Origin of the sequence: Nonomuraea sp. NPDC050663 (assembly GCF_044456985.1) — a bacterium.
In the GTDB taxonomy this organism is placed as follows: domain Bacteria; phylum Actinomycetota; class Actinomycetes; order Streptosporangiales; family Streptosporangiaceae; genus Nonomuraea.
Map to the genome: position 1 here is coordinate 55,601 of NZ_JBITGL010000001.1, position 26,247 is coordinate 81,847.

30 protein-coding genes are annotated in these 26,247 nt (G+C 71.1%); 14 read left to right on the forward strand and 16 right to left on the reverse strand.

Features of this window, described 5'->3' with window-relative positions; genetic code table 11:
• Nucleotides 1–127 precede the first annotated feature (127 nt).
• The 6 genes from ACIBH1_RS00275 (at nucleotide 128) to ACIBH1_RS00300 (ending at nucleotide 8,495) form a co-directional block, all read left to right on the forward strand.
• The gene (locus ACIBH1_RS00275; RefSeq protein WP_397311356.1) at nucleotides 128–2,053 is read left to right on the forward strand and encodes a hypothetical protein; all 1,926 of its coding nucleotides are present in this window, start codon (nucleotides 128–130) and stop codon (nucleotides 2,051–2,053) included.
• A gap of 61 nt (nucleotides 2,054–2,114) precedes the next feature.
• A complete protein-coding gene (locus tag ACIBH1_RS00280) occupies nucleotides 2,115–4,991 on the forward strand; it encodes an ATP-binding protein (protein WP_397311357.1) in 2,877 nt (958 codons plus the stop codon).
• A gap of 10 nt (nucleotides 4,992–5,001) precedes the next feature.
• Nucleotides 5,002–5,598, forward strand: a complete 597-nt coding sequence (locus ACIBH1_RS00285) for a thermonuclease family protein (protein WP_397311359.1) — start codon at nucleotides 5,002–5,004, stop codon at nucleotides 5,596–5,598.
• Between the two features lie 39 nt (nucleotides 5,599–5,637).
• Nucleotides 5,638–6,915 (forward strand): MurT ligase domain-containing protein, encoded by a 1,278-nt coding sequence (locus ACIBH1_RS00290; RefSeq protein WP_397311360.1) that lies wholly within the window; start codon nucleotides 5,638–5,640, stop codon nucleotides 6,913–6,915.
• Nucleotides 6,905–7,621: a type 1 glutamine amidotransferase gene (locus ACIBH1_RS00295; protein WP_397311361.1), complete on the forward strand. Its 717-nt coding sequence runs from the start codon at nucleotides 6,905–6,907 to the stop codon at nucleotides 7,619–7,621. The genes ACIBH1_RS00290 and ACIBH1_RS00295 overlap by 11 nt, the downstream gene beginning before the upstream one ends.
• 34 nt (nucleotides 7,622–7,655) lie before the next feature.
• Complete coding sequence (locus tag ACIBH1_RS00300; RefSeq protein ID WP_397311362.1) at nucleotides 7,656–8,495, forward strand: PHP domain-containing protein; 840 nt, start codon at nucleotides 7,656–7,658, stop codon at nucleotides 8,493–8,495.
• Between the two features lie 76 nt (nucleotides 8,496–8,571).
• Here ACIBH1_RS00300 and ACIBH1_RS00305 read toward each other — a convergent pair whose 3' ends face one another.
• Nucleotides 8,572–8,934, reverse strand: coding sequence for a DsrE family protein (locus tag ACIBH1_RS00305; protein WP_181615733.1), 363 nt, complete (start codon nucleotides 8,932–8,934; stop codon nucleotides 8,572–8,574).
• 45 nt (nucleotides 8,935–8,979) lie between these two features.
• On the opposite strand from ACIBH1_RS00305, the gene ACIBH1_RS00310 reads away from it, so the two are divergent.
• The 4 genes from ACIBH1_RS00310 (at nucleotide 8,980) to ACIBH1_RS00325 (ending at nucleotide 11,385) form a co-directional block, all read left to right on the forward strand.
• The gene (locus tag ACIBH1_RS00310; RefSeq protein WP_397311364.1) at nucleotides 8,980–9,459 is read left to right on the forward strand and encodes an FABP family protein; all 480 of its coding nucleotides are present in this window, start codon (nucleotides 8,980–8,982) and stop codon (nucleotides 9,457–9,459) included.
• Complete coding sequence (locus tag ACIBH1_RS00315; RefSeq protein ID WP_397311366.1) at nucleotides 9,456–9,749, forward strand: DUF2470 domain-containing protein; 294 nt, start codon at nucleotides 9,456–9,458, stop codon at nucleotides 9,747–9,749. The genes ACIBH1_RS00310 and ACIBH1_RS00315 overlap by 4 nt, the downstream gene beginning before the upstream one ends.
• A 273-nt stretch (nucleotides 9,750–10,022) precedes the next feature.
• On the forward strand, nucleotides 10,023–10,436 hold the full coding sequence (locus tag ACIBH1_RS00320; protein ID WP_397311367.1) for a Fur family transcriptional regulator: 414 nt from the start codon (nucleotides 10,023–10,025) through the stop codon (nucleotides 10,434–10,436).
• A 10-nt stretch (nucleotides 10,437–10,446) separates the two neighbouring features.
• A complete protein-coding gene (locus tag ACIBH1_RS00325) occupies nucleotides 10,447–11,385 on the forward strand; it encodes a YgfZ/GcvT domain-containing protein (RefSeq protein ID WP_397311368.1) in 939 nt (312 codons plus the stop codon).
• Nucleotides 11,386–11,456: 71 nt separating this feature from the next.
• Here the strand turns inward: ACIBH1_RS00325 and dtd are convergent, their stop codons facing one another.
• Complete coding sequence (dtd, locus tag ACIBH1_RS00330; RefSeq protein WP_397311369.1) at nucleotides 11,457–11,882, reverse strand: D-aminoacyl-tRNA deacylase; 426 nt, start codon at nucleotides 11,880–11,882, stop codon at nucleotides 11,457–11,459.
• A 50-nt stretch (nucleotides 11,883–11,932) separates the two neighbouring features.
• Between dtd and ACIBH1_RS00335 the strand changes: the two genes are divergently transcribed.
• On the forward strand, nucleotides 11,933–12,847 hold the full coding sequence (locus tag ACIBH1_RS00335; RefSeq protein ID WP_397311370.1) for an asparaginase: 915 nt from the start codon (nucleotides 11,933–11,935) through the stop codon (nucleotides 12,845–12,847).
• Between the two features lie 135 nt (nucleotides 12,848–12,982).
• On the opposite strand, the gene ACIBH1_RS00340 is transcribed toward ACIBH1_RS00335, so the two are convergent.
• Both ACIBH1_RS00340 and ACIBH1_RS00345 read right to left on the reverse strand, forming a co-directional pair.
• Nucleotides 12,983–13,567, reverse strand: a complete 585-nt coding sequence (locus ACIBH1_RS00340; protein ID WP_397311372.1) for an ankyrin repeat domain-containing protein — start codon at nucleotides 13,565–13,567, stop codon at nucleotides 12,983–12,985.
• Nucleotides 13,568–13,743: 176 nt separating this feature from the next.
• A complete protein-coding gene (locus tag ACIBH1_RS00345) occupies nucleotides 13,744–14,244 on the reverse strand; it encodes a heme-binding protein (protein WP_397311374.1) in 501 nt (166 codons plus the stop codon).
• A 176-nt stretch (nucleotides 14,245–14,420) separates the two neighbouring features.
• Between ACIBH1_RS00345 and ACIBH1_RS00350 the strand changes: the two genes are divergently transcribed.
• Both ACIBH1_RS00350 and ACIBH1_RS00355 read left to right on the forward strand, forming a co-directional pair.
• Nucleotides 14,421–15,461, forward strand: a complete 1,041-nt coding sequence (locus ACIBH1_RS00350; protein WP_397311375.1) for a sensor histidine kinase — start codon at nucleotides 14,421–14,423, stop codon at nucleotides 15,459–15,461.
• The gene (locus tag ACIBH1_RS00355) at nucleotides 15,458–16,078 is read left to right on the forward strand and encodes a response regulator (RefSeq protein ID WP_397311377.1); all 621 of its coding nucleotides are present in this window, start codon (nucleotides 15,458–15,460) and stop codon (nucleotides 16,076–16,078) included. The genes ACIBH1_RS00350 and ACIBH1_RS00355 overlap by 4 nt, the downstream gene beginning before the upstream one ends.
• Here the strand turns inward: ACIBH1_RS00355 and ACIBH1_RS00360 are convergent.
• The 4 genes from ACIBH1_RS00360 to ACIBH1_RS00375 form a co-directional block, all read right to left on the reverse strand.
• Complete coding sequence (locus ACIBH1_RS00360; protein ID WP_397311378.1) at nucleotides 16,075–17,649, reverse strand: DUF2207 domain-containing protein; 1,575 nt, start codon at nucleotides 17,647–17,649, stop codon at nucleotides 16,075–16,077. The genes ACIBH1_RS00355 and ACIBH1_RS00360 overlap by 4 nt on opposite strands.
• A 70-nt stretch (nucleotides 17,650–17,719) precedes the next feature.
• Nucleotides 17,720–18,733 (reverse strand): winged helix DNA-binding domain-containing protein, encoded by a 1,014-nt coding sequence (locus ACIBH1_RS00365; RefSeq protein WP_397311379.1) that lies wholly within the window; start codon nucleotides 18,731–18,733, stop codon nucleotides 17,720–17,722.
• Nucleotides 18,734–18,838: 105 nt separating this feature from the next.
• Nucleotides 18,839–19,012, reverse strand: coding sequence for a hypothetical protein (locus tag ACIBH1_RS00370; protein ID WP_397311380.1), 174 nt, complete (start codon nucleotides 19,010–19,012; stop codon nucleotides 18,839–18,841).
• Nucleotides 19,013–19,214: 202 nt separating this feature from the next.
• On the reverse strand, nucleotides 19,215–19,949 hold the full coding sequence (locus ACIBH1_RS00375) for an alanyl-tRNA editing protein (RefSeq protein WP_397311382.1): 735 nt from the start codon (nucleotides 19,947–19,949) through the stop codon (nucleotides 19,215–19,217).
• 29 nt (nucleotides 19,950–19,978) lie between these two features.
• Between ACIBH1_RS00375 and ACIBH1_RS00380 the strand changes: the two genes are divergently transcribed.
• Complete coding sequence (locus ACIBH1_RS00380; protein ID WP_397311384.1) at nucleotides 19,979–20,656, forward strand: SGNH/GDSL hydrolase family protein; 678 nt, start codon at nucleotides 19,979–19,981, stop codon at nucleotides 20,654–20,656.
• Between the two features lie 4 nt (nucleotides 20,657–20,660).
• Here ACIBH1_RS00380 and ACIBH1_RS00385 read toward each other — a convergent pair whose 3' ends face one another.
• The 8 genes from ACIBH1_RS00385 to ACIBH1_RS00420 form a co-directional block, all read right to left on the reverse strand.
• Complete coding sequence (locus ACIBH1_RS00385) at nucleotides 20,661–21,029, reverse strand: DUF2516 family protein (protein ID WP_397311385.1); 369 nt, start codon at nucleotides 21,027–21,029, stop codon at nucleotides 20,661–20,663.
• An 86-nt stretch (nucleotides 21,030–21,115) separates the two neighbouring features.
• Nucleotides 21,116–21,541: a hypothetical protein gene (locus ACIBH1_RS00390; protein ID WP_397311386.1), complete on the reverse strand. Its 426-nt coding sequence runs from the start codon at nucleotides 21,539–21,541 to the stop codon at nucleotides 21,116–21,118.
• A gap of 3 nt (nucleotides 21,542–21,544) precedes the next feature.
• Nucleotides 21,545–22,003 (reverse strand): helix-turn-helix domain-containing protein, encoded by a 459-nt coding sequence (locus ACIBH1_RS00395; protein WP_397311387.1) that lies wholly within the window; start codon nucleotides 22,001–22,003, stop codon nucleotides 21,545–21,547.
• A gap of 64 nt (nucleotides 22,004–22,067) precedes the next feature.
• Nucleotides 22,068–22,970, reverse strand: a complete 903-nt coding sequence (locus ACIBH1_RS00400; protein ID WP_397311389.1) for a M56 family metallopeptidase — start codon at nucleotides 22,968–22,970, stop codon at nucleotides 22,068–22,070.
• Nucleotides 22,967–23,323 (reverse strand): BlaI/MecI/CopY family transcriptional regulator, encoded by a 357-nt coding sequence (locus ACIBH1_RS00405; RefSeq protein ID WP_181615753.1) that lies wholly within the window; start codon nucleotides 23,321–23,323, stop codon nucleotides 22,967–22,969. The genes ACIBH1_RS00400 and ACIBH1_RS00405 overlap by 4 nt, the downstream gene beginning before the upstream one ends.
• 53 nt (nucleotides 23,324–23,376) lie before the next feature.
• Nucleotides 23,377–24,699 (reverse strand): serine/threonine-protein kinase, encoded by a 1,323-nt coding sequence (locus ACIBH1_RS00410; protein WP_397311391.1) that lies wholly within the window; start codon nucleotides 24,697–24,699, stop codon nucleotides 23,377–23,379.
• Nucleotides 24,678–25,454 carry a class I SAM-dependent methyltransferase gene (locus ACIBH1_RS00415; protein ID WP_397311393.1) on the reverse strand — a complete coding sequence of 259 codons (777 nt, stop codon included), beginning with the start codon at nucleotides 25,452–25,454 and terminating at the stop codon, nucleotides 24,678–24,680. The genes ACIBH1_RS00410 and ACIBH1_RS00415 overlap by 22 nt, the downstream gene beginning before the upstream one ends.
• 4 nt (nucleotides 25,455–25,458) lie before the next feature.
• A complete protein-coding gene (locus ACIBH1_RS00420) occupies nucleotides 25,459–26,199 on the reverse strand; it encodes an SDR family NAD(P)-dependent oxidoreductase (RefSeq protein WP_397311394.1) in 741 nt (246 codons plus the stop codon).
• Nucleotides 26,200–26,247 lie beyond the last annotated feature (48 nt).

Below are 26,247 nucleotides of genomic sequence, written 5' to 3' on the forward strand. Positions count from 1 at the left end.
GGGTAAGCATGCTAATGGTCGCATGTGCCCCATTCATCCCAGACGCTTGAGGAAAAGCTGCGCGATCCATGGTTCAGCTCTTAGGCTGTTGGCCTACTAACGACATAGGGCCGGCCGGAGGGTACACGTGGCGGACGTGCATCCCGAGCACGCGCAGCTGCAGGCGGACCGCATCTACCTGGGCTGGCAATACGTCCTGCTGCACCCTGATCCGGGCCCGCCGCCGAAGCGCCCCTCGCCGGTCGCCGAGGAGACACCGGCGCCCACCGAGCCCGATCCCGAGTTACTCCGCCGCGAACGCCTCCAGGAAGACCTGCTCAACCGCCCGGTCAAGATCTTCCGCGGGTTCATGGCCGCCCTGGGCGTGCTGCTCCTGGTCGCGGGGATCATGGGCTACATCGGCTGGTCGTTCGTGATCATCGGCCTGATCGCCACCGGCGGCGTGGCGGGCATCTGCTCCTACGCCCTGCTGCAGGGCGACCGCGCCGTGCGCCATCGGGTGCTCGAACAGCAGGTCAAGCGCGACAAGGTGCAGCAGGAACGTGACAAAGAGCTGTTCCAGCTGCAGGAGGAGCACGCCGCCCGATACCGGGAGTGGCAGGAGACCAAGGACCGTCACGAGCAGCAGATGACCTGGTACGCGGTCGCCGTACCCGACGAGATCGACCGGGTCGACGTCGCGGGCGGCACTCTGCCCGGCTGGTCGGCGCTGATCACGCTGCTGGGCGCGACCCGGCTGTACTCCGGCGGCCACCTGACCGTCCTCGACCTGTCGGAGGGCGCGATCGCCACCGACCTGATCGAGCTCGCGCGTCGCGGCGGAGACGACCCGCTGGTCTGGGTGCTCCCGGTCGACCTGCCCCGGCTCGACCTGGGCGCCACGCTCAAGCCGGAGGCCTTCGCCGACGTGCTCGCCCACGTCGTGAGCGTGAGCGAGGAGGACCGCACCGACCTGAGCTTCGACCACGCCATCCTGGAGCGGGTCCTCGAAGTCCTCGGCGAGAACGTGACCATCGCTCAGGTCAACGCCGCGCTGCGGGCCCTGGCCCAGGTGGGCGACCCGCGCGACGACATCAGGTTCGGGCTGATCAGCGCGGCCCAGCTGGAGAAGCTGTCGATGCTCTTCGGCAGGGGCGTCAGCGACCAGGTGGTGATCAAGCGGGCCTGGGCGCTGGAATCCCAGCTGCGCAAGCTCGAGAACCTGGGCACCGAGTCCGTACGGCTGCCGCCCGCGCGGCTGCGCGTGGTGAGCATGGACCGCCAGGCCGGCGTCTTCGGCAACCGCGTGCTCGGCACCTACATCGCCACCGCGCTCACCCACATCCTGCGCCAGTCGCCCGCCTCCGACCGGCCGTGGTATCACACGATCATCGTGGCGGGCGCCGACAAGCTCAGGGGCGACGTGCTCGACCGGCTCATGGACGCCTGCGAGACCTCCAGGACCGGCCTGGTCCTGACCTACCGCTCCCTGACCCCCACCGTCCGCGAGCGGCTCGGCCGCGGCCACGCCGCCGTCGCCTTCATGCGCCTGGGCAACGCCGAGGACGCGCGCGTCGCCAGCGAGCACGTCGGCACCGAGCACCGGCTGGAGCTGGCCCAGCTCACCGAGACCATCGGCGCCACGCTGTCGGGGCTCAACGGCGCCTACACCTCGACCATCGCCGACGAGCACCAGGAGCAGCCGTCGGAATCGCGCCACGAGGACCTGCGCGAGGACATCGCCGAGTCGACCGCCTGGGGGCGCACCGTCGACACGATCGGCGAGACCGAGCGCGTGCTCCAGCGCTCGCGCGAGTTCCTGGTCGAACCCCACCAGCTGCAGCAGCTGCCGACGACCGCCGTCATCGTCACCGACGCCACGGCGGAAGGACGCAGGGTCCGGCTGGCCGACGCCAACCCGGCCATCCTGGCCTTCCCCAAGACCACTCTCGGCGAGCTGGAAGAGGTCAGGGACGCCGTGCTCTCCCTGGCCCCCGACTCCGACCCCGACGAGCCCCCGCCCAACCTCGGCCCCCCACCGCCGCGTCTCGACTGGCGCAACAAGCGCCCATGAACGGGTCAAGTGCGGGGTGGTGACTTGATCGACGGGCGATTTTGGACGGCGGGGGGATGACATGCAACTGAGCGGACCCTGGTATCTCATTCAGTCGATCGCGGCGCCGTCGCGCGGTTCGTCGGTGGAATGGGACTTCGTCTCGATCCTGCCCGCCGTGCTGTCCGCAGCGCAGCGCGAGCGCCCCTTCGTCATCGGTTGGTTCTCGCGAGGCTCCGGGGCTCCGCTCGAGCTGGTCACCAACGCCGGGCCGCTGAGCCCGCATCCGCGCCGGGCTCAGCGGCCCACCGGCCCCGAGCCGCTGCTGTTCCCCGGAGGGGCGCGCGGTGTCCGCATGGACGAGGAGCGGCTGGCGGACCTGGCCGACCTCGTCTGGAGCCCGTGCCCCGGCCGCCAGGCCCTCCCGCTGTCGACCTCGCCGGGCGAGCCCGCGGAGGTGTCGCTGTTCGAGACGACGCTGGTCACGCTCATGTCCAGGCCCTTCGCCTGGCTGGTGGCCGCCGAGCCCACCGACCTGCTCGACACCGAGATCGCCCACCTGCGCACCCAGCTCAACGTGCTGCGGCAGTACGGCGACGCCTCGGAGCGCTCCCGCTTCGACGTCGAGCGCGCCGAGCGCCGCCTGCAGGAGCTCGACGCCTACCGCGAGGCGGGGCTGTGGAACGTGCGCGTCCTGGCCGGCGCCGCCACCGCCGAGGAGCTTCGCCAGATCGCGCCGGTCCTGGTCGGATCGGCCGAGCTGAGCCAGCACCCGTACCGGCTGCGCAGCTCGGGCCCCCAGGTCTACGCCCTGCCCGAGGCGCTCACCGTGACCCTGCAGGATCCGGGCGACGGCGCAGCCGTGCCCTTCGCCGCCACCGCGGGAGCGCTGGCGGCCCTGGCCGGGCTGCCCCGCCGCGAGGTGCCGGGGGTGCGCGTGCTCGACTCAGGGCACTTCGACGTGACCTCCGAGGCCGTCGGCGGCGAGCTGGAGCTGGGCGCGATCCTCGACGGCCAGGAGCGGGCGGTCGGCTCCTTCCGCGTCCCGCTGGCCACGCTCAACCGGCACGCCTTCGTGACAGGGGCCACCGGCTCCGGCAAGTCGCAGACCGTGCGGCACCTGCTGGAGCAGCTCACCGCGAGCGGGGTGCCGTGGCTGGCGATCGAGCCGGCCAAGTCCGAATACGGGTACATGGCCGGCCGCGTCGCCGAGGCCGTCACCGTGATCCGCCCGTCGGCGCCCGAGAGCGTGCCGTTCAGCGTCAACCCGCTCGAACCCGAGCCCGGCTACCCGGTCCAGGCGCACATCGACATGGTCCGCGCGCTGTTCATGGCCGCCTTCGACGCCGAGGAGCCCTTCCCGCAGATCGTCTCGATGGCCCTGCAGCGCGTCTACGAGGCCAACGGCTGGGACGTGGTCACCGGCGGCGCCGCTCCGGGCGCCAAGGTGCTGCCCACCGTGCCCACCCTGGAACAGCTGCAGCAGCACGCCATGGACGTGATCAAGGAGATCGGCTACGGGCGCGAGGTCCAGGCCGACGTCGAGGGCTTCATCTCCGTACGGCTGCGCAGCCTGCGCGTCGGCTCGGCCGGACGCTTCTTCGAGGGCGGCCACCCCGCCGACATCGGCGGCCTGCTGCAGCGCAACGTCGTGCTGGCCATCGAGGACGTCGCCAACGACGAGGACAAGGCCTTCCTCATGGGCACCCTCATCATCCGCATCGTCGAGCACCTGCGGATGCGCGCCCGAGTCGAGCGCTCCACGGCCCTGCGCCACGTGATCGTGATCGAGGAGGCGCACCGGCTGCTGCGCGACCGCGGCCAGGGCAGGGCGGCCTCGCACGCCGTCGAGCTGTTCGCCGGGATGCTCGCCGAGATCCGCGCATACGGCGAGGGCCTGGTGGTGGCCGAGCAGATCCCGGCCAAGCTCGTGCCCGACGTCGTCAAGAACACCGCGCTGAAGATCGTGCACCGCCTGCCCGCCTCCGACGACCGGCTGCTGGTGGGCGCGGCCATGAACCTCGACGACGAGCAGTCGCGCCAGGTCGTCTCCTTCCCGCCGGGCATCGCCGCCGTCTTCGCCGACGGCATGGACCGGCCGCTGCGCATCCAGGTGCCGCTGGGGGAGGAGCGGGAGCGCATCCTGCCCTCGCCCGCCCCGCCGGTGCGCGGCAGGCGCTCCGGCGCGTGCGGCTCCGCGTGCCGTACCCAGGCCTGCACCCTGATGGAGCTGCGCGAGGCCGACATCATGGCCGAGGCGCCCGAGTGGACGTGGTTGCGGATCTGGCTGGAGACCGTCGTGCTCGCCTACGTCGCCAACCGGTCGCTGCCGGGGGTGCCGCGCGCGCTGGCCGGGATGTGGGGCGAGCTCCCCGCGCGCCGGCGCGAGTGCGTGCTCGCCACGCTGGTCGAGCGCTGCGTGCGGCGGCGCTCGTGGGCGCTGCGCAGCTGGTACGACCCGGCGCTCGTCACCGAGCAGGTGGCGCAGGTGGCCGCCCGGCTGCTGGCCGGCGAGCAGGGCGGCGCGCTGCCGGGCCACGCGTGGGTGATCCCCCAGGTCCGGTGGCTGCACGAGGTCGACAGGCTCTTCCCCTTCGGCCGCCCGGCGCCCGACCTGCGCAGCCCCGCCCCGCCCATGGAGTACCCCCTGCTGTCGGCCAACGGCTCCGAGCTGCTCGGCCACCGCGCCCGCGCGTTGCGGCACCATCCGCTGTCGATGGAGATGGAGCGCAACCGCGAGCTCGCCTGGCGGGCCATCCTCGGCGACGACGAGGCGGCCGGGCTCCTGGCCGACATCACCGTCGTCGCGATCGGCGTGGAGGCCTCGGCCAGGATCCGGCACGTGGGACAGACCATGGGAGCGGGGTGGCTGGAGAGCGTGCTGTCGTGGCCGCGCCGGTTCGTGCTGCCCTTCGACCACGACGGCGAGCCGGAGATCGCTTTCGTGCCGACGGTGTAATCGTTACGGTGTGCGACCGACCCTGCTCGTTGTGGTGTACATCGTCCTGCTGACAGTGGTGGGCACGGCCTTCTACCGCACGAGGGTGCTGCCCGAGCAGACCGCCGGCCGTACGGCGGGCGCCACGACACCCGTTCCGCTCTCCCCTGAGGGATCCCAGGAAGCCGCGCGGGTCGTGTGGATCAGCGACGGGGACACGATCGTCGTCAGACCCCTCGCCGGGCCGTACGCCGGGCAGGAGCAGCGCATCAGGCTCATCGGCCTCGACGCCCCCGAGACGCACCCCGCCCCGCAGTGCTGGGCACGCGAGTCGACGGCCGCGCTGCTCAAGCTGCTCCCGCGCGGATCGACCGTGAAGCTGGCCTTCGACGACCGCAGGATCGACGACTACGGCAGGCAGCTGCGATACGCCTGGAACGCCTCGGGCACGCTGGTCAACAGCGAGCAACTCGCCCAGGGCAACGCCTTCGTGCTGCGCATCTGGCCGAACGTGGAATACGAGAAGGCTTTCGCCGACGCCGCGGCCGCCGCCCAGCGCGCGAAGCGCGGCCTATGGGGCTCCTGTCCGAATCCGCAACCACCGGTTCACACTCCGAGGGCAAGCTGACCACGTCGGAGGGCCCCGCGGCGACTATGCTCGATGAGCATGACGCAGCTTCCCCTGCGGGCTCAACTCGCCAGCGCATTGGGCCGCAGCGCCGCCACCCTGTCCCGCCTCACCGGGCGCGGTGACGGATCGGTGATCGGCGGCCGTGTCGGCCTCATGCTCGAGCCCGACCTGCTCCGCCAGCTGGCCCGCGACAAGAAGCTGGCCCTCGTCAGCGCCACCAACGGCAAGACCACCACCACCCGCCTGATCGTCTCCGCTCTGCTGGAGATGGGCGAGGTCGCCACCAACGCCTTCGGCGCCAACATGCCCGCCGGGCACGTCTCGGCGCTGTCACAGGGCAAGGAGGCCCCGTACGGCGTGCTCGAGGTCGACGAGAAGTACCTCCCCGAGGTCCTCGACACCACGGGCGCCGGGGTGCTCTGCCTGATGAACCTCAGCCGCGACCAGATGGACCGCGCGGCCGAGATCTGGCTGCTGGCCCAGAAGTGGCGCAGGGCCCTGTCGGGCAAGCCCACCCACGTCGTGGCCAACTGCGACGACCCCCTGGTCACCTGGGGCGCCTCCACCGCCGCCTCCGTCACCTGGGTGGCGGGCGGGCAGCGCTGGAAGGAAGACTCCTGGTGCTGCCCCGAGTGCGGCGGCCCGCTCGACCGCAAGGACGCCGACTGGGCGTGCCGCGAGTGCACCTTCCACCGGCCCGAGCCCCACTGGGTGCTCGACGACACCTTCGCCATCGACCGCCAGGGGCGGCGCTGGCAGCTCGACATCCAGCTCCCCGGTCTGGCCAACCGCTCCAACGCCGTGATGGCGCTGGCCGTCGCCGAGGCCTTCGGCCTGCCGGTCGAGCGGGCCCTGCCGCGCCTTCGCGAGGTCAAGTCGGTCGCCGGCCGCTACACCACCGTCTCCCGCGACTCACGCGACGCCCGCCTGCTGCTGGCCAAGAACCCGGCGGGCTGGCTGGAGGCCTTCGACGTGGCCCTCGGCACCTCCGATGGTCCCGACCCGGCCGCCGCCGGCCTGCCGCCCGTGCGCGTGGCGCCCATCATCCTGTCGGTCAACGCCCAGGGCCCCGACGGGCGCGACACCTCCTGGCTCTGGGACGTCGACTACCGGATCCTGCGCGGGCGCAACGTCTTCGTCACCGGAGAGCGCCGCCTCGACCTGGCCCTGCGGCTCGACGTCGCCGACGTCCCCTTCGTCCTGTGCGACTCCTTCTCCGCGGCCCTGGCCCAGCAGCCTCCCGGCCACGTCGACGTGATCGCCAACTACACCGCCTTCCAGCAGATCCGACAGGAGTTCGGCCGTGCCGTCTGAGAGCGCAGTCCGCATCGTCTGGATCTACCCCGACCTGCTGTCCACCTACGGCGACCAGGGCAACCAGCTCGTCCTGGAGCAGCGGGCCGCCCGGCGCGGCATCCCCTTCGAGTCGATCCGCGTGCGCTCGGCCGACCCGGTGCCCGAGACCGGCGACATCTACCTGATCGGCGGCGGCGAGGACCGCCCCCAGATCCTGGCCGCCCAGCGCCTGCGCAAGGACGGCGGCCTGCACCGCGCCCTGGCCAGGGGAGCGGCCATGCTCGCCGTGTGCGCGGGCTACCAGATCATGGGCTCCACCTTCGGCGGCGAGGAGGGCCAGCCCGTCCAGGGGCTCGGCCTGCTCGACATCTCCAGCGGCCGCGGCTCGGTCCGCGGCGTCGGCGAGCTGGTCGCCGAGGTCGACAGCGCGCTCAACCTGCCGACCCTCACCGGGTTCGAGAACCACATGGGCGTCACCCGCCTCGGCCCTGGCGTCAAACCGCTCGCCAAGGTGGTCACCGGCGTGGGCAACGGCGACGGCTTCGAGGGCTGCCACGCCGGTCACGTCGTGGGCACCTACCTCCACGGCCCCGCCCTGGCCCGCAACCCCGCCCTGGCCGACCTGCTGCTGCGGTGGGCGGTCGGCTCGGAGCTGGCGCCGCTCGACGACTCGCGCTACGAGGCGCTGCGGCGGGAGCGGCTGTCGGCGGTCGCCTCGCGGTGATTTCCGCGCCACGGCCACCCGCTATGTTCGGTGAATGTTGCCTGCTGACAGTCATGTGCACAGCGAGTGGTCGTGGGACGCCCGCAACGGTTCGATGGAGGCCACCTGCGCCAGGGCCGTGGAGATCGGCCTGCCGGCGATCGCCTTCACCGAGCACGTCGACCACACGGTGTGGAGCGTCGAGCCGGGTGAGTTCGACGCCGACGGCTACCTCTCCTCCTTGTGCACCCCCGACGGCCACCTGATCCCGCCCCGGTTCGACCCGGCCGGATACCTGGCGGAGATCGAGCGCTGCCGGTCGCTGTTCCCCGGACTGCGGATCCTGAGCGGCCTGGAGGTGGGCGAACCACACTGGCATGCCGACGCCGTCGCCAAGTTGCTCGAGGCAGGGCCGTTCGACCGGGTGATCGGCTCGCTGCACTGCCTGCCGACCGGCGACGGCGGGTTCACCGAGCCGCCCGCGTTGTACTCCCGCAGGGCGGCCACGGACGTCATGCGGGCCTATCTGGCGGAGATCCCCGCTCTTGTCGCGGGGAGCGAGGTGTTCTCCGTGCTGACGCACATCGACTACCCGGTGCGTTACTGGCCGGAGCAGGCGGGTCCGTTCGACCTGACGGCGTTCGAGGAGGAGTATCGCCACGCGCTGCGGGCCACCGCCGAGTCGGGGCGGGCGCTGGAGATCAACACGCGGCTGCCGATGAACGCGGCCATCGTGCGGTGGTGGCGCGAGGAGGGCGGTCAGGCGGTGACGTTCGGCAGCGACGCGCACGAGCCGTCGGCGCTGGCCCGCGGCTTCCGCGAGGCGGCCGAGATGGCCGGCGCGCTCGGCTTCCGCCCGGGGGCCGACCCGTACGACTTCTGGGGACGCGCGTAGACGGGCCCCCAGCGGACGAGCGCGCTCAGCGGACGTGCGGGCTCAGCGGACGAGCGCGCTCAGCGGACGAGCGCGCTCAGTAGACGAGCGCCTGCACGCCCTCCGCGACGACCTCCTCCACGAACGCCGGGGCGCCCGCGATCCTGACCCCCGGGAGCAGGTCGTCGACCGTGATGTCGCGACGCGCCGCGCACTGCGTGCACACCGTGACCCTCCCCGCGGCCAGCACGGCGTCGAGCAGGTCGGCGAGCGGCGCGGCATGGGGCAGGCTGAACTCCTTGGCCTTGCCGGGGACGGCGAACCACGACGCCTCCCCGGTGAGCCACAGCGAGACGGCGACGCCGCTGGCCAGCGCGGAGGCGGCCACCGTGAAGGCCTGGTTGCAGCGTTCCGGGGCGTCGGCTCCGGCTGTCACTTTGATCACCAGTGATCGTGCCATGCCGTAAACCCTAATGCCCTGGGCCGAACGCTAGGCTTGGGCACCATGGAAGTACATCCCGATCTCGAGCACATCGCCTTCCTCATCGGCCGCTGGGAGGGCGCTGGAGTGGGCGGATACCCGACGATCGAGAGCTTCAACTTCGGCCAGGAGATCGAGTTCACCCACAACGGCAAGCCGTTCCTGGCCTACACCAGCCGCACGTGGCTTCTCGACGAGGCGGGCGCCAAGGTCAGGCCGCTGGCCACCGAGACCGGCTTCTGGCGCGCGCAGCCGGAGCGCCAGCTCGAGGTGGTGCTCGCGCACCCGACCGGCGTGGTCGAGATCTACGTGGGCGAGGTGGTCTTCCACAAGATCGAGCTGCGCACCGACGTGGTCGCCCGCACCCAGACCGCGAAAGAGTACACAGCAGGACATCGACTGTATGGTCTGGTCAACGGCAACCTCATGTGGGCCTACGACATGGCCGCCGTGGGTCACCCGCTGACCTCTCACATGTCCGGTGAACTGAAGAAGGTCGGATGAGCACTCTCTTCACGCCCGCGGTGGTCGACCAGATCAAGCGGCACATGAACGACGACCACACCGACGACTCGCGCATCATCGTGCGCGGCCTGGGCGGCAGGCCCGAGGCCGGCGACGTGGTCATGAGCGACGCCGACGCCGAGGCGATCTACTTCGTCGCCGACGGCGAGCAGGTGCGGGTGCCGTGGGGCGAGACGATTACCGAGCGGCCGCAGGTGCGGGTCGCGGTCGTCCGGCTCTACCAGGAGGCCTGCGACAAGCTGGGCATCGCCGCCCGCGGCGAGCACTGAAAACGGAGAAATGAAGAGCCCCGGGCTCTCTCCGTCCGTGGATGGACGGGCTGGATGGACCAATGAACGGCATTGCGTCGCCGTCCTCCAGCTACCCGGGGCTCCGGTGGCTGTCTCGATTTCGCCTCAGAGGCGCGAGACGACTCGCGCCCTTAGCGGACGGCCACCTCGCTAGCCCAACTATGAATCACCATTGTTAGGACCACCTCCTTTCCGCGTACCCCAGAAGCTATGCGAAGCGTTCGAGGGGCGGCAAGCGATTATTCTCTGGGCATGGCTGAGACGACGTGGCACGAGGAACTTCGCGCCAAGGGCTACCGTGTCACTCCCCAGCGCCAACTGGTCCTCGAGGCCGTCAAGGAGCTGGAGCACGCCACACCGGAAGAGATCTGCACCAAGGTGCGCGAGACCGCGCGCGGGGTGAACATCTCCACCGTCTACCGCACCCTGGAGCTCCTCGAGGAGCTCGGCATGGTCACCCACACCCACCTCAGCCACGGCGCGCCCACCTACCACCTCGCCTCCGAGGCCAACCACGTCCACCTGGTCTGCCGCTCGTGCGGGTCGGTCGGCGAGGTGCCGCTGTCGGCGGCCGACGGGCTGGTCAAGGGGCTGGAGGAGACGGCCGGCTTCGCCGCCGACGCCCGCCACCTGACCGTCTTCGGGCAGTGCCGGGAGTGCCGATAACCTGGAAGGCATGCGCAGCCCACTGCTCGATCTCCCAGGCGCCGTCGCGGCCAACGCCCCCGACGCCGACGTCGCGGCCCACTACGGCGACCTGTTCGCCGAGCAGCGTGCCCTGGCCAAGGGCGAGGCGATCGTCGACCGCAGCAACCGCGAGGTCGTCCGCGTCGCCGGGGCCGACCGGCTCAAGTGGCTCAACGACCTCAGCTCCCAGAAGGTCGACGACCTCCAGCCCGGCACCTGGACCCAGACGCTCATCCTCGACGCGCAGGGGCGGGTCGAGCACCACCTGACGATGGTCGACGACGGCGAGGCCGTGCTGGCCCACGTCGAGCCCGGCGGCTCGGCGGCTCTCGTCGACTACCTCGACCGGATGCGGTTCATGCTGCGCGTCGAGGTCTCCGCGCAGCCCGACCTGGCCGTGCTCTCCAGCGCCGACGAAGACTTCCTGGTGCCGCGCGCCGAGCTGGCCGACCACCTCGGCAGGCCGATGGCGGGGCTGTGGGCCTACGAGGCGCTGCGCATCGAGGGGCACCGGCCGCGGCAGGGGCTCGACACCGACCACAAGACGATCCCGCACGAGGTCGGCTGGATCGGCTCCGCCGTCCACCTCACCAAGGGCTGCTACCGGGGGCAGGAGACGGTCGCCCGGGTGCACAACCTCGGCCACCCGCCGCGGCGCCTGGTCTTCCTGCACCTCGACGGGAGCGTCGACACGCTGCCCGCTCACGGCGCGCCCGTGGAGCTCGACGGGCAGCAGGTGGGCGAGGTCGGGTCGGCGGCCAGGCACCACGAGCTCGGGCCGATCGCGCTGGCGGTGGTCAAGCGCACCGTTCCGGTCGACGCGCAGCTGCTGGCCGGGGGTGTGGCGGCGGCGCAGGAGGTCATCGTGCCGCCGGACGCCGGTCGCAACGTGCAGATCGACCCGTCGCTGCGCCGCCGCATCCGCTGACCGGGCACGCGCCCACCAGGCCCTCCGGGCGGAGAACCGGCCCGACCGGCAGAGCAGTTCGCGTCGCGCACTTACAGGTCGATGACCAGGGTGATCGGCCCGTCGTTGACGAGCGACACCTTCATGTCCGCCCCGAACGAGCCGGTCTCGACGTGCGCGCCGAGACCGCGCAGCTCCTCGACCACCGCCTCCACCAGCGGCTCGGCCACCGGACCTGGAGCGGCCGCCTGCCACGTCGGCCGGCGGCCCTTGCGCGTGTCGCCGTACAACGTGAACTGGCTGACCACGAGCAGCGGCGCCCCCACGTCCGAGCACGACTTCTCCCCGTGCAGGATGCGCAGCCCCCACAGCTTGGCGGCGAGCCTGGCGGCCTCCGCGCGGGTGTCGGTGTGGTTGACCCCCACCAGGACCAGCAGACCTGCCTCGTCGATCGCGCCGACCGGCTGACCGTCGACGACCACTGAAGCGGAACTCACCCGCTGAACCACAGCTCGCATGAGAGCCCATTTTGGCCCACCCATAGACTCGTGGCGAAGGAGGGCGAGAAATGTCGCTGGTTGTCGAGGTTGTCCGGTCGGGGTTCGTGGAATCGGTCCACCAGGCCCGGATGCTCACCGTGGATGCCGACGGCAGGCCCGTGGCGGTGCACGGGGCGGTCGACACCCTGGTCTCGCCGCGCTCGTCCATGAAGCCGCTCCAGGCGCTCGGCATGCTGCGCAGCGGCCTCGACCTCGAGGGGGAGCTGCTCGCGCTGGCCTGCGCCTCGCACTCGGGCGAGCCGTTCCACGTCGACGGGGCCAGGAAGATCCTCGCGGGCGCCGGGCTCGACGAGAGCGCCCTGCAGTGCCCCGAGGACTATCCGGAGGACCGTACGGTCACCGCCAGGTCGCGGCTGTTCATGAACTGCTCGGGCAAGCACTCCGCCATGCTCGCCACCTGCGTGCTGAACGGCTGGCCGACCGAGACCTACCTGGAGCCGTCGCACCCGCTCCAGCGCGCCATCCGCGACACGGTCGAGGAGCTGACGGGCGAGCGGGTGGCGGCGACGGGCGTCGACGGGTGCGGCGCGCCGCTGTTCTTCGTCTCCATGGTGGGGGTCACGCGGGCCTTCCGCGCCTTCCCGCTGTCGGAGCGGGGCAGCCACGAGCGCCGCATCTTCGAGGCGATGTCGGCGTTCCCCGAGTGGACCTCGGGGACGCACCGTCCCGAGGCGAAGCTGATGCGGGCGCTGCCGGGCCTGATGGCCAAGGTGGGCGCGGAGGCGTTCGACGCGTTCGTCTTCGCCGACGGCCGGGCCGGGACCGTGAAGATCGACGACGGCGGCCAGCGGGCCAGGACCCCGGTCACCGTGGCGGCGCTGCGGTCGCTGGGCCTGGACGCCCCGGAGCTCGACGCCCTGGCGGCCACACCGCTGCTGGGCGGCGGCCGCCTGGTGGGCGAGGTGCGGGTCCGCACCGCCTGAGCACGATCGCCCGAGCCCGCGCCGCCTGAGCCCGCATCGCCCGAGCCCGCATCGCCCGAGCCCGATCGCCCGGGCACGCACCGCCCGAGCCCGCACCGCCCGAGCCCGCACCGCCCGAGCACGGGCCGGCTGGTCTCAGGCGGCCGACAGGATCGCGACGATCTCTCGCTGGCCCTTGGTCCGCGCGTGCTCCAGAGCGGTGACCCCGTCCTTGTCGGCCAGCCCCGGATCGGCGCCCGCGTCGAGCAGCAGCCGCACGATCTCCTGGTAGGGCCCGGACCCGTCGCCCAGGATGACCGCCTCGAGCAGCCCGGTCCATCCCAGGTCGTTGACGTGGTTGACGTCGATGCCGGTCTTGAGCACCTCGCGCACGTAGTCGACGTGCCCGCGCTCGCACGCGGGGATGAGGGAGACACCCCCGTAGCGGTTGCGGATGGTCATGTCGGGCCGCGCGGGCAGCAGCGCCTTGAGCATGCCCACGCTCCCGGTCACGCCGGTGACGAGCCACGGGGTGTCGTGGCGGTGGTCGAGCGCGTCGGCGTCGGCGCCCGCGGCGACCAGGATCTCGGCCACCTCGACGTGGTCGGCGGTCGCGGCCAGCAGGAGCGCGGTCTGGCGTTGGGCGTTGCGCGTCTCGAGGTCGGCGCCCTCGTTGACGGCCGACCGCACCGCTTCGGCGTCTCCGGCCGCCGCGGCGGCCAGCAGTCGTTGGTTGAGCACGGTAGATCCTTTCATGGGCGGATCGGAGGCCGGGCTCGGGCTGTCGCGCAGCGCGCTCGGAACGGGGGCCGAGGTCCCGCGTTCCTGCTGGGCGCCGCAGGCAGCGGCGGCGCCCAGCAGGAGACCTGCCAGGAGCAGGGCGCGACGGCTGGGCCGGGGGCCCGAGGGGGTCATGCTCAGCCCAGGCCGTTCTGGACGGCCTTGAGGCCGGCGTTGGCGATGGCCTCGTCGATGTCGCCGCTGGGCGCACCGCCGACGCCGATGCCCGCGATCGGGGCGCCGTCGACGGCGACGGGGACGCCACCGGCGAGCAGCAGGGTGCCGGGGATGGAGGCCAGCGCCTGGTTCGAGGCGAGCTTGCTGGTGGGCTGGCCGAAGGACACGGCGGTGAACGCCTTGCGCTTGGCCGACTCCTCCGTCTGGGGGCCGGAGCCGTCGCCCTTGAGGATCAGGCGGGTGACGCCCGAGCGGTCCACGATCGCGACGGTGACGCGCTGCTTCTGCTTGGCCGCTTCCTTCTGCACGGCGTCGGCGATGCGCATGGCCGCGTCGGCGGTCAGGACGTTCTGCTGGGTGACGGTCTTGGCGTCGGGGGCGGCCATGGCCGGGGCGGCGGCGCCACCCACGAGGGCGAGACCGGCGACGGCGGCGGCAGCGGCGGCGATGCGGAGCTTCATTGGTGTTCCTCCTGGTCAGGTCGTTTCGACACCCCTAACGATGCCGTCCGCGACCGGCCACGCCATCGGGAGACGGATCGAGCTGTGGGAGAGAATCGATGGAGGCGGATCTCAACCGATCGGTTGATGCCCGCCTGCCGTACCCGGCCTAACCTGCGCGGAGAAAGGGGGGACCGATGGAGAACGTGTGGCTGAACAGGGTCATGAACGCCGGCTTCTACCTGCTGCTCATCGCGTCCGCCTCGCGGCTGCTGTTCCGCCACGCGCTCGACGGCCAGACGGTGCTCGCGCTGGTCATCGCCGCGATGCTCGGCCTCATCTACACCCTGGGCACCCTCTACTGGCAGCGGCTCAGCCACAAGGTGCGGCTGTTCTGGCTGGGCAGCCTCCTGGTGTGCTGGCTGATCCTGGTCGAGGTGGCGCCGTCGTTCTCGTGGTGCGCGGTGCCGCTGCTGTTCATGTGCATGCGGCTGCTGAGCGTGCGGATGCTGATCGTGGCCACGACCGTGCTGACCGCCGTCGTGGTGGCGGTGCAGATCTACCTGGGCGACCGCTTCGACCCGAGCCAGATCCTGGCCCCGATCGGCGTGGCCGCGATGACGATCGCGGTCTTCCTGGAGATCCGCCGCGCGGGCGTGCTGCTCGAACGCGAGCGGTTGTCGCGCGAGATCCACGACACGATCGCCCAGGGCCTGACCAGCCAGCGCATGCTGCTGCAGGCGGCCGAACGCGTCTGGGACAACGATCCGGGCAAGGCCCGCGACTATGTACGGCAGGCCGAGCGCGCCTCGGGCGAGTATCTGGAGGAGGCCCGCCGCTTCGTCCGCGACCTGGCGCCCGCCGCCCTGGGCGGGCAGTCGCTGGCCGAGGCTCTGTCGGAGCTGAATCCCGGCGACTTCCGCCTGGAAGGCACGCCGTACCCCCTCGACCCGGCGGCGGAGGCGGCGCTGCTGCGCATCGCGCAGGGCGCGCTGGCCAACGCGCGTGAGCACGCGAACGCGACGCGGGTGGTGGTCACGCTGTCGTACCTGCCCGACGCGGTGTCGCTCGACGTCGTCGACGACGGCGCCGGCTTCGACCTCGACGCGCCGAGCGCGCCCGGCCGCGGCTACGGCCTCAAGGCCATGCGCAACCGGGTCGCCGAGCTCGGCGGCACGCTGGTGGTCGAGAGTGTCCCGGGGGAGGGCACGGCCGTGGCTGCCAGAATTCCGGCATGAAGCTCTTCCTGGTCGACGACCACCCCGTGGTGCGCGCGGGGATCAAGGCGCTGCTCGACGGCGAGCCCGACATGGAGATCGTCGGCGAGGCGGAGAACGCCGACGACGCGCTTCGCCTGGTGGCGCTGCGCGAGCCCGACGTGGTGCTGATGGACCTGCAGCTCGGCGACGGTCCCGACGGGGTGGAGGCCACCCGCCGCATCCGCGAGCTGCCGCGCAAGCCGCAGATCCTGGTGCTGACGACCTACGAGACCGACGCCGACATCGTCAGGGCCATCGACGCGGGCGCGACCGGCTACCTTCTCAAGGCCAGCCCGCCCGACGAGCTGTTCTCCGCCATCCGCGCCGCGGCCAGGGGCGAGAGCGTGCTGTCGCCCAAGGTCGCCGCCAAGATGATGCGCCGCATGCGCGACCCCGGCCCGGCGCTGACGGCCCGCGAGATCGAGATCCTGGAGCTGCTCTCCAAAGGCGCGGGCAACAAGGAGATCGCCCGCGCCCTGTTCATCACCGAGGCCACGGTCAAGACCCACCTCAACCACGTGTACGGCAAGCTGGGCGTCGAGACCCGCACGGCCGCGGTCACGGCGGCCGTCGAGCGGGGCCTCATCAGGCTCTAGATCGAGCGCAGCTGCCTGGTGCTGGAGATGGCGCCGGAGGTGGTCGTGGTGAAGGTGCGCATCGACCCGGCGAACTTCGACAGGTCCCACTCGGCGGGGCCGTGGTACCAGTACAGGTTGTCGCCCTGCTGGGTGATCGAGGCGACGACGCGCGACCAGTGCTCCACGCCGTCGAAGATCACCGCGTAGGGCAGGTAGCGGGAGAACAGCTCGACCCGCTGCTGCTGCGGCACCGCCGAAAGGTCGCCGGAGAACAGGTGGTCGCGGAAGGCCATCGTGTGGGCGAGCGCCGCCGAGCCCTTGGCGGTCTTGGCCGGCATGTACTGCCCGCCGATGGTCAGGGCCGCGCCCGCCATGATCAGGGCGAGCCCGATCAGCCCGTAGGTGGTGAACCAGGCCAGCGCCACCGTCGCGGCGAGGCCGAGGCCGAGGACGATGAGCCCGATCGTGGTCCAGCGGGTGCGCTCGGTGTCGGGACGCCTGGCGAACCAGCCCTGGGTGACGACGTCCTGGTACAGCGCGTCGCGCACCTTGCCGATGCTCTGCGCGAAGGTGCCGCTGAGCTGGGAGAGCATCACCGAGTCGCGACCGTCGAAGATCGCGTCGAACAGCAGCTTCTCGTACGGCAGCAGCGAGCCGACCGGGGCGTTGGGCCGCTTGACCAGCATCCAGTCGGGCGCGTCGTAGGCGCCCCTGGGCTGCTCGTCGATGCGCAGGTAGCCGCGCACCGCCAGGTCGACGATGGTCGCGGTCACGTCGATCACGTCAGCCTGCTCGTCGACGAGGGTGCCGATCTGGCCGGGCCGTACCCCGTCGGGCGGCGAGAAGTGCCCGTCCTGGACCGGGTTGACCGCCTCGCCGGAGTGCGACAGGCGGGCGTCGCGCCCGCGCGTCCAGTAGACGAGGCCGATGCCGCCCAGCAGCAGGATCAGCAGTCCCGCGAGCGCGCCGCCGGTGACGGTGTTGAGCGTGAAGGCGCTCGCCAGCGAGAAACGCTTGTCCAGCAGGGGAGCGGCGCCGGTGGTGCCCTTGGGGTAGCCGACGACGATCGTCAGGGTCTGGCCGGGCGCCAGTCCTTGCTGCTCGAAGTCGGCGTCGAGCCCGGTGTGGTCCATCGAGGCGGAGGTGCAGCCGATGGCGGAGGTGATCTCGCCGGCGAAGCACGACAGGTTCTGGATCTGGGCGGGTGCGGTGACCTTGACCGTCGCCTTCTCGACGGGGACGTTCCAGCCGCTGACGGCGAACCAGCGCAGCTCCTCGATGTCGCCGGCCTGGGCGATGGCGCCCTTGACGTCGTACTCCAGCGTGGTGGGGGCGGTGACGCTCTCCACCTGGGCGCCGGTGACCTGGTAGAGCCGGTCGTTGTCGTCGTCGTAGCGGGTGCGGGTGAGCATGGTCCGCTTGATCGGGCCGCTGCCGGTGATCTTCTCCTTGACGTGGAGCACGCCGTCCTTGCGCAGCTCCATCGTCACCTCGACGGAGATGGGCGCGCCTTCCGCCGCGGCCGGGGTGGGTACGGCGGTCAGGGACACCAGCAAGGCCCCCAGTACAGCAGCGAGTGTTCCCCTCATGGCCGGACATCGTATCTGGGTACAACCCACCTCAGGGGGACCATGCGTAACACCATTGGAGCAATCGGACTCACGTGAGCTCCACCTTGGCCAGTCCCAGGAAGTCGGCCAGCCGCGTGGCTTCGCCGTACACCTCGTCCTCGTCGGGCATGGGCCTGAACGGCAGTACGCGCAGGGCCTTGCCCTTGATCGCCCACATGCCGTGCACGAACCCGTCGACCAGGAAGGTGGGCCTGACCATGCCGGCGCCGTGGATGACCCGTTTGCGGTCGGCGTCGGAGATGATCCTGGTGCGGTCCTTGTGCGCGAGGACCAGGTTGTCGAAGGCGGGCAGGAACCGCACGGGCGCCGGGACGTCAGGCGAGATCTCAGGCATGTCGGGCAGGTCGTAGAGCGTGCCCGACCGCTTCAGCGGCATCTCGTCCATCACCTCGCGCAGCTTCGTCAGCCCCGACCAGGCCTGGACGTCCATCACCGTGGCGGGGCCGTACGCGGCCAGGTAGCGCTCGACCATGCGCCTGACGTCGGGGGCCCGCATCTCGCCGACCAGCGCGACCGTCTGGCCCGGACGCGTGCCCCAGCGCCCCCACGTGCAGCAGGGGTGGTACATCGGCAGGATGAGCTCGGCCGTGGCGGCCAGGAGGCGCTCGTCGCGCCCTGGATACCGCTCGCCGAGGAGCGCGCCCAGCTCCTTGCGGGTCATGACCTCGCCGTCCAGCAGCTCCCGCGCCGCGTCGACGAGTTCGTCGACGTCGATGCCCTGGAGGGCCCCTGTGAAGTAGGGCGTCAGGCTCGTGCGGCCCAGCACCCGCTGGACCGTCGGGCGCAGCCAGCGCAGGTCGTCGGCGGCGACCAGGTGCTGGGTGGTGCGGATGAGGGTGGTGCGCATGGCCTGCCGCCCGTCCATCAGCTCGGTGAGCTCGTCGAGGCGGAAGTCGCGCAGGCGGGTCCAGAGGCCGAGGTAGGGCCAGTTGGGCTCCTGGGCCTGGAGGGCGATCAGGTGCCTGACCGCCTCGAGCGCGGGCATCGAGTGGCGCTCCAGCAGGAGCTGCCGGTGCAGGTAGGTGCGGTTCAGTGCTCGCATGCTGCCACGGTAGGCGCGATTGCGGCACGTTTCTTTCCGCATGTTCTTCTGGTTGCCTGGCCGTCGACGGCCTGCGCACCGCGACGGCCAGACACGGGGAACAGGTTACGAAGCGGCGATTGACAACGAGTCAACGGCCGGTGGCGAATCGGCCCCGGCCGTCAGGACGTCGTCGGCGCGGCAGGAGCAGTAGCCGTGGGCCATGATCAGGTGCGCCCGCTCCGGCGTGAACGCCTCGGGGTGGTCGGCGGGCAGCACGCCCGTGCACGTCGAGCACACAGAGGAAGTCGAAGAAGAGGTTGTCACCGGGCCCCCGTCGTGGTGAGAAAAGGAAGGCGGGGGTGGGACTCCGCGCACCCCCGGAAAGGGGGCTGCCGGCCGATCACCCCCTGACCGGGCCGCAGCCCCGAGGGGAAGCATAGAGTGGCGACCCCATCACGCGGGGTGGGTTTCACGCCTTCCCTTCACACACCCACCACGGTCAGTCGCCGATCTCCAGGCGCACGCGCCGGAAACCGCGCCCCTTGCTCTCGATCTTGGCGACCCGCATGCGGCCGATCTGCCTCGTCGAGGCCACGTGGGTGCCGCCGTCGGCCTGGGTGTCGAGGCCGACGATGTCGACGATGCGGACGTCCTCGACCTCCTCGGGGACCAGGTTCGTGGCGGTCCTGATGATGTCGGGGATCTCGAAGGCCTCCTTGCGCGGCAGCACCTTGACGTCGATGCGCCTGTCGGCCTGGATCTCGGCGTTGCAGGCCGCCTCGACGGCCTCCTTGAAGCCGGGCGGCACCTCGGGCAAGTTGAAGTCCATCCTGGCCGTGAACGGCTCCATGTTGCCGCCGGTCACCAGCGCGCCGTAGTCGCGGAAGACGACCCCGCACAACACGTGGAGCCCCGAGTGGGTGCGCATCAGCGCGCTGCGCCGCTCGTCGGCCACCGCCGCCTCGACGGTCGTGCCCACCGGCGGGATGGGGTCGCCCTCTGCCGGAATCAGGTAGAGATCGTCGCCTTTGCGCAGGCCGACGATGCGGGTTTCCACGCCCAGCCACAGGAGAACTCCGTGATCGGCGGGCTGGCCGCCGCCTCCTGGATAGAATGCCGACCTGCTCAAGACGATCCCGTCGGGCGTCGCGTCCAGCACGACTGCCTCGAAGGTCCGCAACCCTTGGTCGGCCAGTTCGAGCCGTTGCGTGCGTCCGTGGAGATCGAAGCTCATGTCGGCAGCCTAGAGCTATCGAGGTGGTCATGCGCGGCCTTGTTTCCCGCCGTTCGCAGGGACCGGCCGCCGCACTGTTGACGATATGTGCTCTCATTTCGGGCTGCACCTACGCCATCGGCGAATCCGCCGCCGACCCCGTGCCCACGCCCGTCATGCAGAAGGCCGCCCCCGTGATGATGGTCGTCGGCGACAGCTTCACCGTCGGCTCCGGCCCGGTGCCCGCCTGGGGCAGCTACGCCTCGGAGACCGCCAGGCTGCTGCGATGGCAGCCGGTCATCGCGGGTGCGGGCGGCACCGGCTACGTCAACCGCGGGCGCGTCGGCCGCAACTTCCAGGAGTCGTTCGAGGCCGAGCTGGCCTGGCGCCCCGCCCCCGACCTGGTGATCCTCTCGGGCGGCCACAACGACCGCCGGTGGACCACCCTGAAAGTACGGCAGGCGGCCTCGTCGCTGCTGTGGGCGGTGCGCGGCCAGTGGCCCGAGACCCGCATCGTCATGGTGGGGCCGCTGTGGATGGGCAAGCCCCCGCCCAAGGCGTTCGCGGTGCGCGACGCGCTCGCCGAGGTGGCCGAGAGGGAGGGTGTGCACTTCGTGGACCCGATGCGCCGCCGGTGGACGGGACACGTCCTGCCCGACGGCGTGCACCCGACGGCGGCGGGCCACCGCGAACTGGCGCGGTGGCTGGCGCAGGAGCTGAAGAGCTGACGGCCTACCAGGGGCCGTAGGGGCCCTGGTTGCCGCCGCGGCCGCCCATGCCCTTCACGGCGGGCTTGACGTCGACGATGTAGATGGTCGCCGCGATCACCGCGGCGATCGAGAACAGGCCCAGGCCGATCCCGATGAACTGCTGCGTGCCGACGGTGAGGAAGGCCAGCAGGTAGCTGTAGGCGCCCGCGCCGGAGAAGAGGGCGGCCAGGCCGGTGATGAGCAGCCAGATCGGCTTCTTGAGCTTGCCCGCCGAGAGGAAGGCGTTGGGCTGCACGCGCGCGGCATGGGCGAAGGCGTAGATCGACATGCCGAAGATGACGGCGGCGAGCACCAGAAAAAGCAGGTTGAATACGCCGTTGATCAGACCCATCGTCTCTCCCGCTCGTCCTCGCTGCGACCGAACCCCAGCCTATACGCGAAGAGCCCGTCCCCAGGGGGACGGGCTCTTCCGAAATGTCAGGCCTTGGTGGTCGGCTTGGTGGTGGTGGCGCGCGGCTTCTTCACCGGAGCGGCCTTGGGCGGCTCGGCGGCCACGGAGACCTCCTCCAGCTCCAGCGCGGCCTCGCCGCTGGCCTTGCTGACGACCTTGCGGCCGCGGGTGACCGACGCCTCGTAGATGTCGGTCGCGGCGGAGCTGACCTGGTCGGCGTAGACGCGGGCCTTGCTGGGCAGGTCGCGGACGAGGTCCTCGGCCTTGGTGGCGGCGGCGCGGCTCTTCTCGGGAAGCTCGCGGGCCAGCTCGCCGGTGCTGACCTGGGTGCTGAGCTTCTGCAGCTGGCCGGGAAGCTCGCGGAGCTTCTCGACCAGGAAGTCGCCGGCGCCGGCGACGGCGTAGAACGGCTTGGAATCGGTGAGCTTCTTGACCTCGGTGGCGAGCGTCATTGGTTACCCCTCCTGGGTGGACTGGTGACGGGTGCCGTTGCTTGAGGTGACCGCTTCGATCGCGGAGAGAAGCTCCTCTGGCAATGGCGACTCGTCGTCCGCGTCATCCGGCCCCTCGGTGGGGCGGTTCTCCTTGCGGAACGACTCGTAGATATCGATCAGCACCTGGCGCTGGCGCCCGGTGATGAAGGCGTCGGCCCTGATCGCGGCGATCACGTCGCTCGGCGGCTCGCGGTCCTCGATGAGGCCCGCCTGCACGTAGAGCGCCTGGGCGGAGATGTGCAGACCCTTGGCGATCTGGTTCAGGATCTCCGCGCTCGGCTTGCGCAGGCCCCGCTCGATCTGGCTCAGGTACGGATTGGAGACACCCGCTTGCTCGGCGAGCTGGCGAAGAGAGATCTTCGCCTGCTGGCGTTGCTCGCGGATGTATTCACCGATCGAGCCGACCTTGGGTAGTGCCATGCCTCATAGTCTGCCTCGCGGTGCTTGCAATTGCAAACGGAGTGCTAGCAGCAGTTAGCGCAGGTCAGAGCGGGATTACCCACAAAAACGGGGCAGATGTGGTGAGAATCACGCAAAACGTGAGGATCCCGTAGCGCATCCCGCGCGACAGGTCGGGCCCCGGCTTGATCAGCCGGTCGACCCGCGCCATCACGTGGGACTGCGCCCCGAGCATGCCGTGCGGGGCGGGCATCGCGCCTGCCGTACCGAACCTGAGCAGCGCGGTCGCCAGGCGGCGGGGCGAGACGTGACGGCGGGCCCAGTCGTCGGCGGCCATCTCGATGAGCAGCTCGACCTGCGCCTGCGCCTCGGCGACCACCTTCGACCACGGCAGCGCCGCGCGCAGCGCGCCGAAGGGCAGCAACACCAGGTCGTGGCGCTCGCGCACGTGCGCGGCCTCGTGGGCGAGCACCGCGGCCAGTTCGTCCTGCGACAACAACTCCATCGTGCCCGCGCTGACGACCACCTCGGAGTTCCAGCCGGGCACGCAGTAGGCGGCGGCGCTCGGGTGGTCGAGCACGCGCACGCCGGGGATCTCGGGGTCTTCGCGGGCGATGAGCGCCAGCAGCATGCGGTGGCGGCGCCGGGCACGCAGGGTCTGGACCCCGGCGGAGACGGTCACGGCGATGAGGACGGCCAGCAGCGACAACCCGGCGATGAGCGCGAGCAGGTGCGGAAGATCCCACGACGCCGCCGGCGAGCCGCCGCCCGCGAAGGAGATCAGACCCTGGAGCACGCCCTGGTCGTAGGGCTGTACGGCATAGGCCAGCAGGGCGCCCACGCTGGCCAGCCCCCAGGCGACGCCGAGCGCCTGCCACAGGAGGATCGCCACGCGAGGAGCGCGATAGGTCCACCGCGCGGAAGTGAAGCGCCAGGCGCCGAGCGCGCAGCCCAGGGCCAGCGCGGCCAGCACCGCCGCGGTGATCACTCTTCCTCCAGCTCCAACAACGCCTTGCGCAGGATCTCCGCCTCGTCGCCGGAAACGGCCTTGGCGAAGCGCGCGAGGGCGGCCGAACGGTCGCCCGTCATGTCGAGAGCCTCCAGCATAAGCTCGGCGACGTAGGAGTCGCGGCTTTCCGCCGGTTCGTAACGCCATGCCCGCCCGTCGCGGGTGCGCTCAAGGAAGCCTTTACGGGTCAGGCGGTCCAGAACGGTCATGACGGTGGTGGGCGCCAGATCGCGTTCCGCGATGAGGCGGCCGACCTCTCGGGCCGTCAGAGGAGTGTTCTCCGCCCAGAGGATGTCCATGATGCTGCGTTCGAGCTCGCCTAGACCCTTCACACTCACCAGCGTAGTACTACAGAGCGTCGAGCAGGCAGGCGGGGAGACATATCTCACCCGCCGGGAACCTTGATCTTCGCGCCCGTGGAGATCCAGTCGAACCACTGCACGGTGAACTCGCGCCCGGCCATCCCCGCCACGGGGAAACGGCCCCAGCTGTCCAGGCTCTGCCTCGCACCCACGGAGATGTTCTGTCCGATCCGGCCGGAGCAGAAGGTGCTCGATGCGGCGACGCGGCTGTCGCCGAAGTCCAGGTAGGAGCCCCCGGTGGAGGAGCTGCAGACCAGGCTGTTGGTCTGGTTCTCGAGGTTGTCGTAGCGGATGCGCAGGAGCACCCCGTCGCGCTCGACCTCCAGGCCGGTGACGGTCAGCCGCCAGCCCGAGGCCAAGCTGATCACCGCGTTCACGGGTTGGCCGCCCGGCCCTCCGCCCCGGTCGACGGAGAGCAGCACGGCCGCTCCGCCCACCACGACGACCCCGGCCACGACCGTGGGGATCAGCCACCGCCTGGGGGCTGGGACGGGAGGCGGAAGGGTGTGACCCACCGGCGCGGGGGCGGGGGTGCCCGTCAGGAAGCGCAGCAGGTCGCCGGCGCCCGGCCTGGCCCGCCAGTCCTTGTTCAGGCAGTCGAGCGCCATCCGGCGGAACGGCTCCGGCATGTCGGGCAGGTCGTCGTGCTCGTGCATGACGGCGTAGATCGCCGAGTGGGTCGTCTCACGCCCGAAGACCGAGCGCCCTGTCGCGGCGTACACGAGGGTCGCCGCCCAGGCGAACATGTCCGACGCCGGCCCGATGTCGCGCCCGGTGATCTGCTCGGGCGACATGAACGCGGGCGTCCCGATGATCGCCGTGGTGGTCGAGGCGGCGTCCAGAGCCTTGGCGATGCCGAAGTCGATCACGACCGGGCCCTCCGAGCCCATCAGCACGTTGCTCGGCTTGAAGTCGCGGTGCACGACGCCCGCCTGGTGGATCGCCTGCAGCGCGGTCAGCGTCGCGACCGCCAGCCGGTCGAGGCTCGACCCGCGCCGCGGGCCCTGCTTGGCCACCAGGCTCTCCAGCGACTCGCCGGGCACGTATTCACTGACGATGTAGGGCACGCCGCTGGTGAATCCGACGTCGAGGACCCGGGTGGTGCAGAAGGGAGCCACCCGTCGCATGAGCCCGGCCTCGTTCAGGAAGCGCCGCCGGGCGGCCTCGTCGCGGGCGACGGTCGCGTGCAGCACCTTGATGGCCACGTGCTGACCGTCGGGCGAGACGCCCAGGTACACCGATCCCTGCCCGCCCTCACCCAGCGTGCGTACCACCCGATATCCGGCGACCTCGGATAACTGCATGGTCGCCATCATCGCCGAGTTCACGGCGAGACGCAGCTCCATGGGACGCTCAGCTCACCGAGCCGCCATCGCGCCCGGCCGCCCAGCGGAGGGTGGCGGAAGAGCGGCCACTCCTGGGCCAGCAGCCCGGTCGCCCGCAGCCACCGCTGCCGCCGTCCGTGGTTCTCGTACGGCGCGGCGTGCGCCCAGGCCCGGTCCCAGTCGCGCAGGAAGGTGTGGATGCGCTCGCCCGGCACGTTGCGGTGGATGAGCGTCTTGGGCAGCCGGTCGGCCAGGTCGGAGGGCCGCTCGAAGGCGTCGAAGCGGGCGGAGAAGGTGAGCGTGCGCGGCCCCTCGCGGTCGAGTCCCGCCCACACGGCCCGGTGGCCGGTCTCCGAGCAGGTGCCTTCCACCAGGATCCCGCCGGGGGCGAGCTTGCCGGTGAGCAGCTCCCAGTACGACCACGCCTCCGCCTCGCCGTACTGCCTGAGCACGTTGAAGGCCCTGATCAGGGTGGGCGGCCGGTCGACGGGCAGCTCGAACCCGCCGAGCCTGAAGCTCAGGCCGGGCCGTTCGTACGGCTTGGCGACGGCGACCCTGGCCGGGTCGATCTCGATGCCGACGACCTGGGCGCCTCCCAGGCGCTGGAAGAGCTCGAGCGTCGTGATGGGGGAGGCGCCGTAGCCCAGGTCCACGACCAGGGGCCGGTCGGCGGTCCTGAGCAGGTGTCCGTGGGCGGCCATGATCCACCGGTCGGCACGGCGCAGCCGGTTGACACCCGTGGTGCCGCGCGTGATCGTCCCGACCGGTTTGGCCATGGGACTAATTCTCGCGGTGGACCTTGTGCTGCGCCGCCTGGGCGCGCGGCCGGATGACGAGCCGGTCGATGTTGACGTGCCAGGGCCGCGTGACGGTCCAGGCGATGGCGTCGGCCACGTCGTCGGCGACGAGCGGTCCCGGCACGCCCTCGTAGACCTTGTGGGCGCGCTCGGAGTCGCCGCGGAAGCGGGTGAGGGAGAACTCCTCGGTCTGGACCATGCCGGGGGCGATCTCGATGATGCGCAGCGGCTGGCCGACCAGCTCCAGGCGGAGGGTCTCGACCATGGAGGTCTGGGCGTGCTTGGCGGCGCAGTAGCCGCCGCCGCCTTCGTAGGAGACCAGCCCGGCGACGCTCGTCAGCATGACGAGGACGCCGTCGCCGGTGGCGACGAGCTTGGGCAGCAGGGCCTGGGTCATGCGCAGGGAGCCGAGCACGTTGGTGTCGTACATGCGCTGCCAGTCGTCGATGCGCCCCTCGGCGACGGACTCCAGGCCGATCGCGCCTCCGGCGTTGTTGACGAGCACGTCGACGCGCTCCAGGGACCCCGCCAGGGAGTCGACGGATTCCTGTGACGTAACGTCGAGAACAAAGGGGGTGATGTCCGAAATTTCGGACGCGAGCTTCTCCAGGCGGTCACCACGCCTGGCCGCCGCCACCACGTGAAATCCCTCAGCGGCCAGCCTGCGGGCGGTCGCCTCGCCGATCCCGCTGCTGGCGCCGGTCACCACAGCCGTCTTCTTCATGGGGCCAACCATAATGTGCCGGGAATGTCGCGTTGACCTGGTTGGTTA

Coding starts and splice junctions, on each gene's coding strand:
- ACIBH1_RS00375 (WP_397311382.1), bottom strand. CDS start 19,949: ATGAGCTTCGATCTCCACGGACGCACGCAACGGCTCGAACTGGCCGAC.
- ACIBH1_RS00305 (WP_181615733.1), bottom strand. CDS start 8,934: ATGGCACGATCACTGGTGATCAAAGTGACAGCCGGAGCCGACGCCCCG.
- ACIBH1_RS00380 (WP_397311384.1), top strand. CDS start 19,979: ATGCGCGGCCTTGTTTCCCGCCGTTCGCAGGGACCGGCCGCCGCACTG.
- dtd (WP_397311369.1), bottom strand. CDS start 11,882: ATGCGAGCTGTGGTTCAGCGGGTGAGTTCCGCTTCAGTGGTCGTCGAC.
- ACIBH1_RS00415 (WP_397311393.1), bottom strand. CDS start 25,454: ATGGCCAAACCGGTCGGGACGATCACGCGCGGCACCACGGGTGTCAAC.
- ACIBH1_RS00385 (WP_397311385.1), bottom strand. CDS start 21,029: ATGGGTCTGATCAACGGCGTATTCAACCTGCTTTTTCTGGTGCTCGCC.
- ACIBH1_RS00310 (WP_397311364.1), top strand. CDS start 8,980: ATGGAAGTACATCCCGATCTCGAGCACATCGCCTTCCTCATCGGCCGC.
- ACIBH1_RS00280 (WP_397311357.1), top strand. CDS start 2,115: ATGCAACTGAGCGGACCCTGGTATCTCATTCAGTCGATCGCGGCGCCG.
- ACIBH1_RS00315 (WP_397311366.1), top strand. CDS start 9,456: ATGAGCACTCTCTTCACGCCCGCGGTGGTCGACCAGATCAAGCGGCAC.
- ACIBH1_RS00390 (WP_397311386.1), bottom strand. CDS start 21,541: ATGACGCTCGCCACCGAGGTCAAGAAGCTCACCGATTCCAAGCCGTTC.
- ACIBH1_RS00360 (WP_397311378.1), bottom strand. CDS start 17,649: ATGAGGGGAACACTCGCTGCTGTACTGGGGGCCTTGCTGGTGTCCCTG.
- ACIBH1_RS00350 (WP_397311375.1), top strand. CDS start 14,421: ATGGAGAACGTGTGGCTGAACAGGGTCATGAACGCCGGCTTCTACCTG.
- ACIBH1_RS00355 (WP_397311377.1), top strand. CDS start 15,458: ATGAAGCTCTTCCTGGTCGACGACCACCCCGTGGTGCGCGCGGGGATC.
- ACIBH1_RS00300 (WP_397311362.1), top strand. CDS start 7,656: ATGTTGCCTGCTGACAGTCATGTGCACAGCGAGTGGTCGTGGGACGCC.
- ACIBH1_RS00410 (WP_397311391.1), bottom strand. CDS start 24,699: ATGGAGCTGCGTCTCGCCGTGAACTCGGCGATGATGGCGACCATGCAG.
- ACIBH1_RS00395 (WP_397311387.1), bottom strand. CDS start 22,003: ATGGCACTACCCAAGGTCGGCTCGATCGGTGAATACATCCGCGAGCAA.
- ACIBH1_RS00420 (WP_397311394.1), bottom strand. CDS start 26,199: ATGAAGAAGACGGCTGTGGTGACCGGCGCCAGCAGCGGGATCGGCGAG.
- ACIBH1_RS00290 (WP_397311360.1), top strand. CDS start 5,638: ATGACGCAGCTTCCCCTGCGGGCTCAACTCGCCAGCGCATTGGGCCGC.
- ACIBH1_RS00345 (WP_397311374.1), bottom strand. CDS start 14,244: ATGAAGCTCCGCATCGCCGCCGCTGCCGCCGCCGTCGCCGGTCTCGCC.
- ACIBH1_RS00335 (WP_397311370.1), top strand. CDS start 11,933: ATGTCGCTGGTTGTCGAGGTTGTCCGGTCGGGGTTCGTGGAATCGGTC.
- ACIBH1_RS00320 (WP_397311367.1), top strand. CDS start 10,023: ATGGCTGAGACGACGTGGCACGAGGAACTTCGCGCCAAGGGCTACCGT.
- ACIBH1_RS00325 (WP_397311368.1), top strand. CDS start 10,447: ATGCGCAGCCCACTGCTCGATCTCCCAGGCGCCGTCGCGGCCAACGCC.
- ACIBH1_RS00365 (WP_397311379.1), bottom strand. CDS start 18,733: ATGCGAGCACTGAACCGCACCTACCTGCACCGGCAGCTCCTGCTGGAG.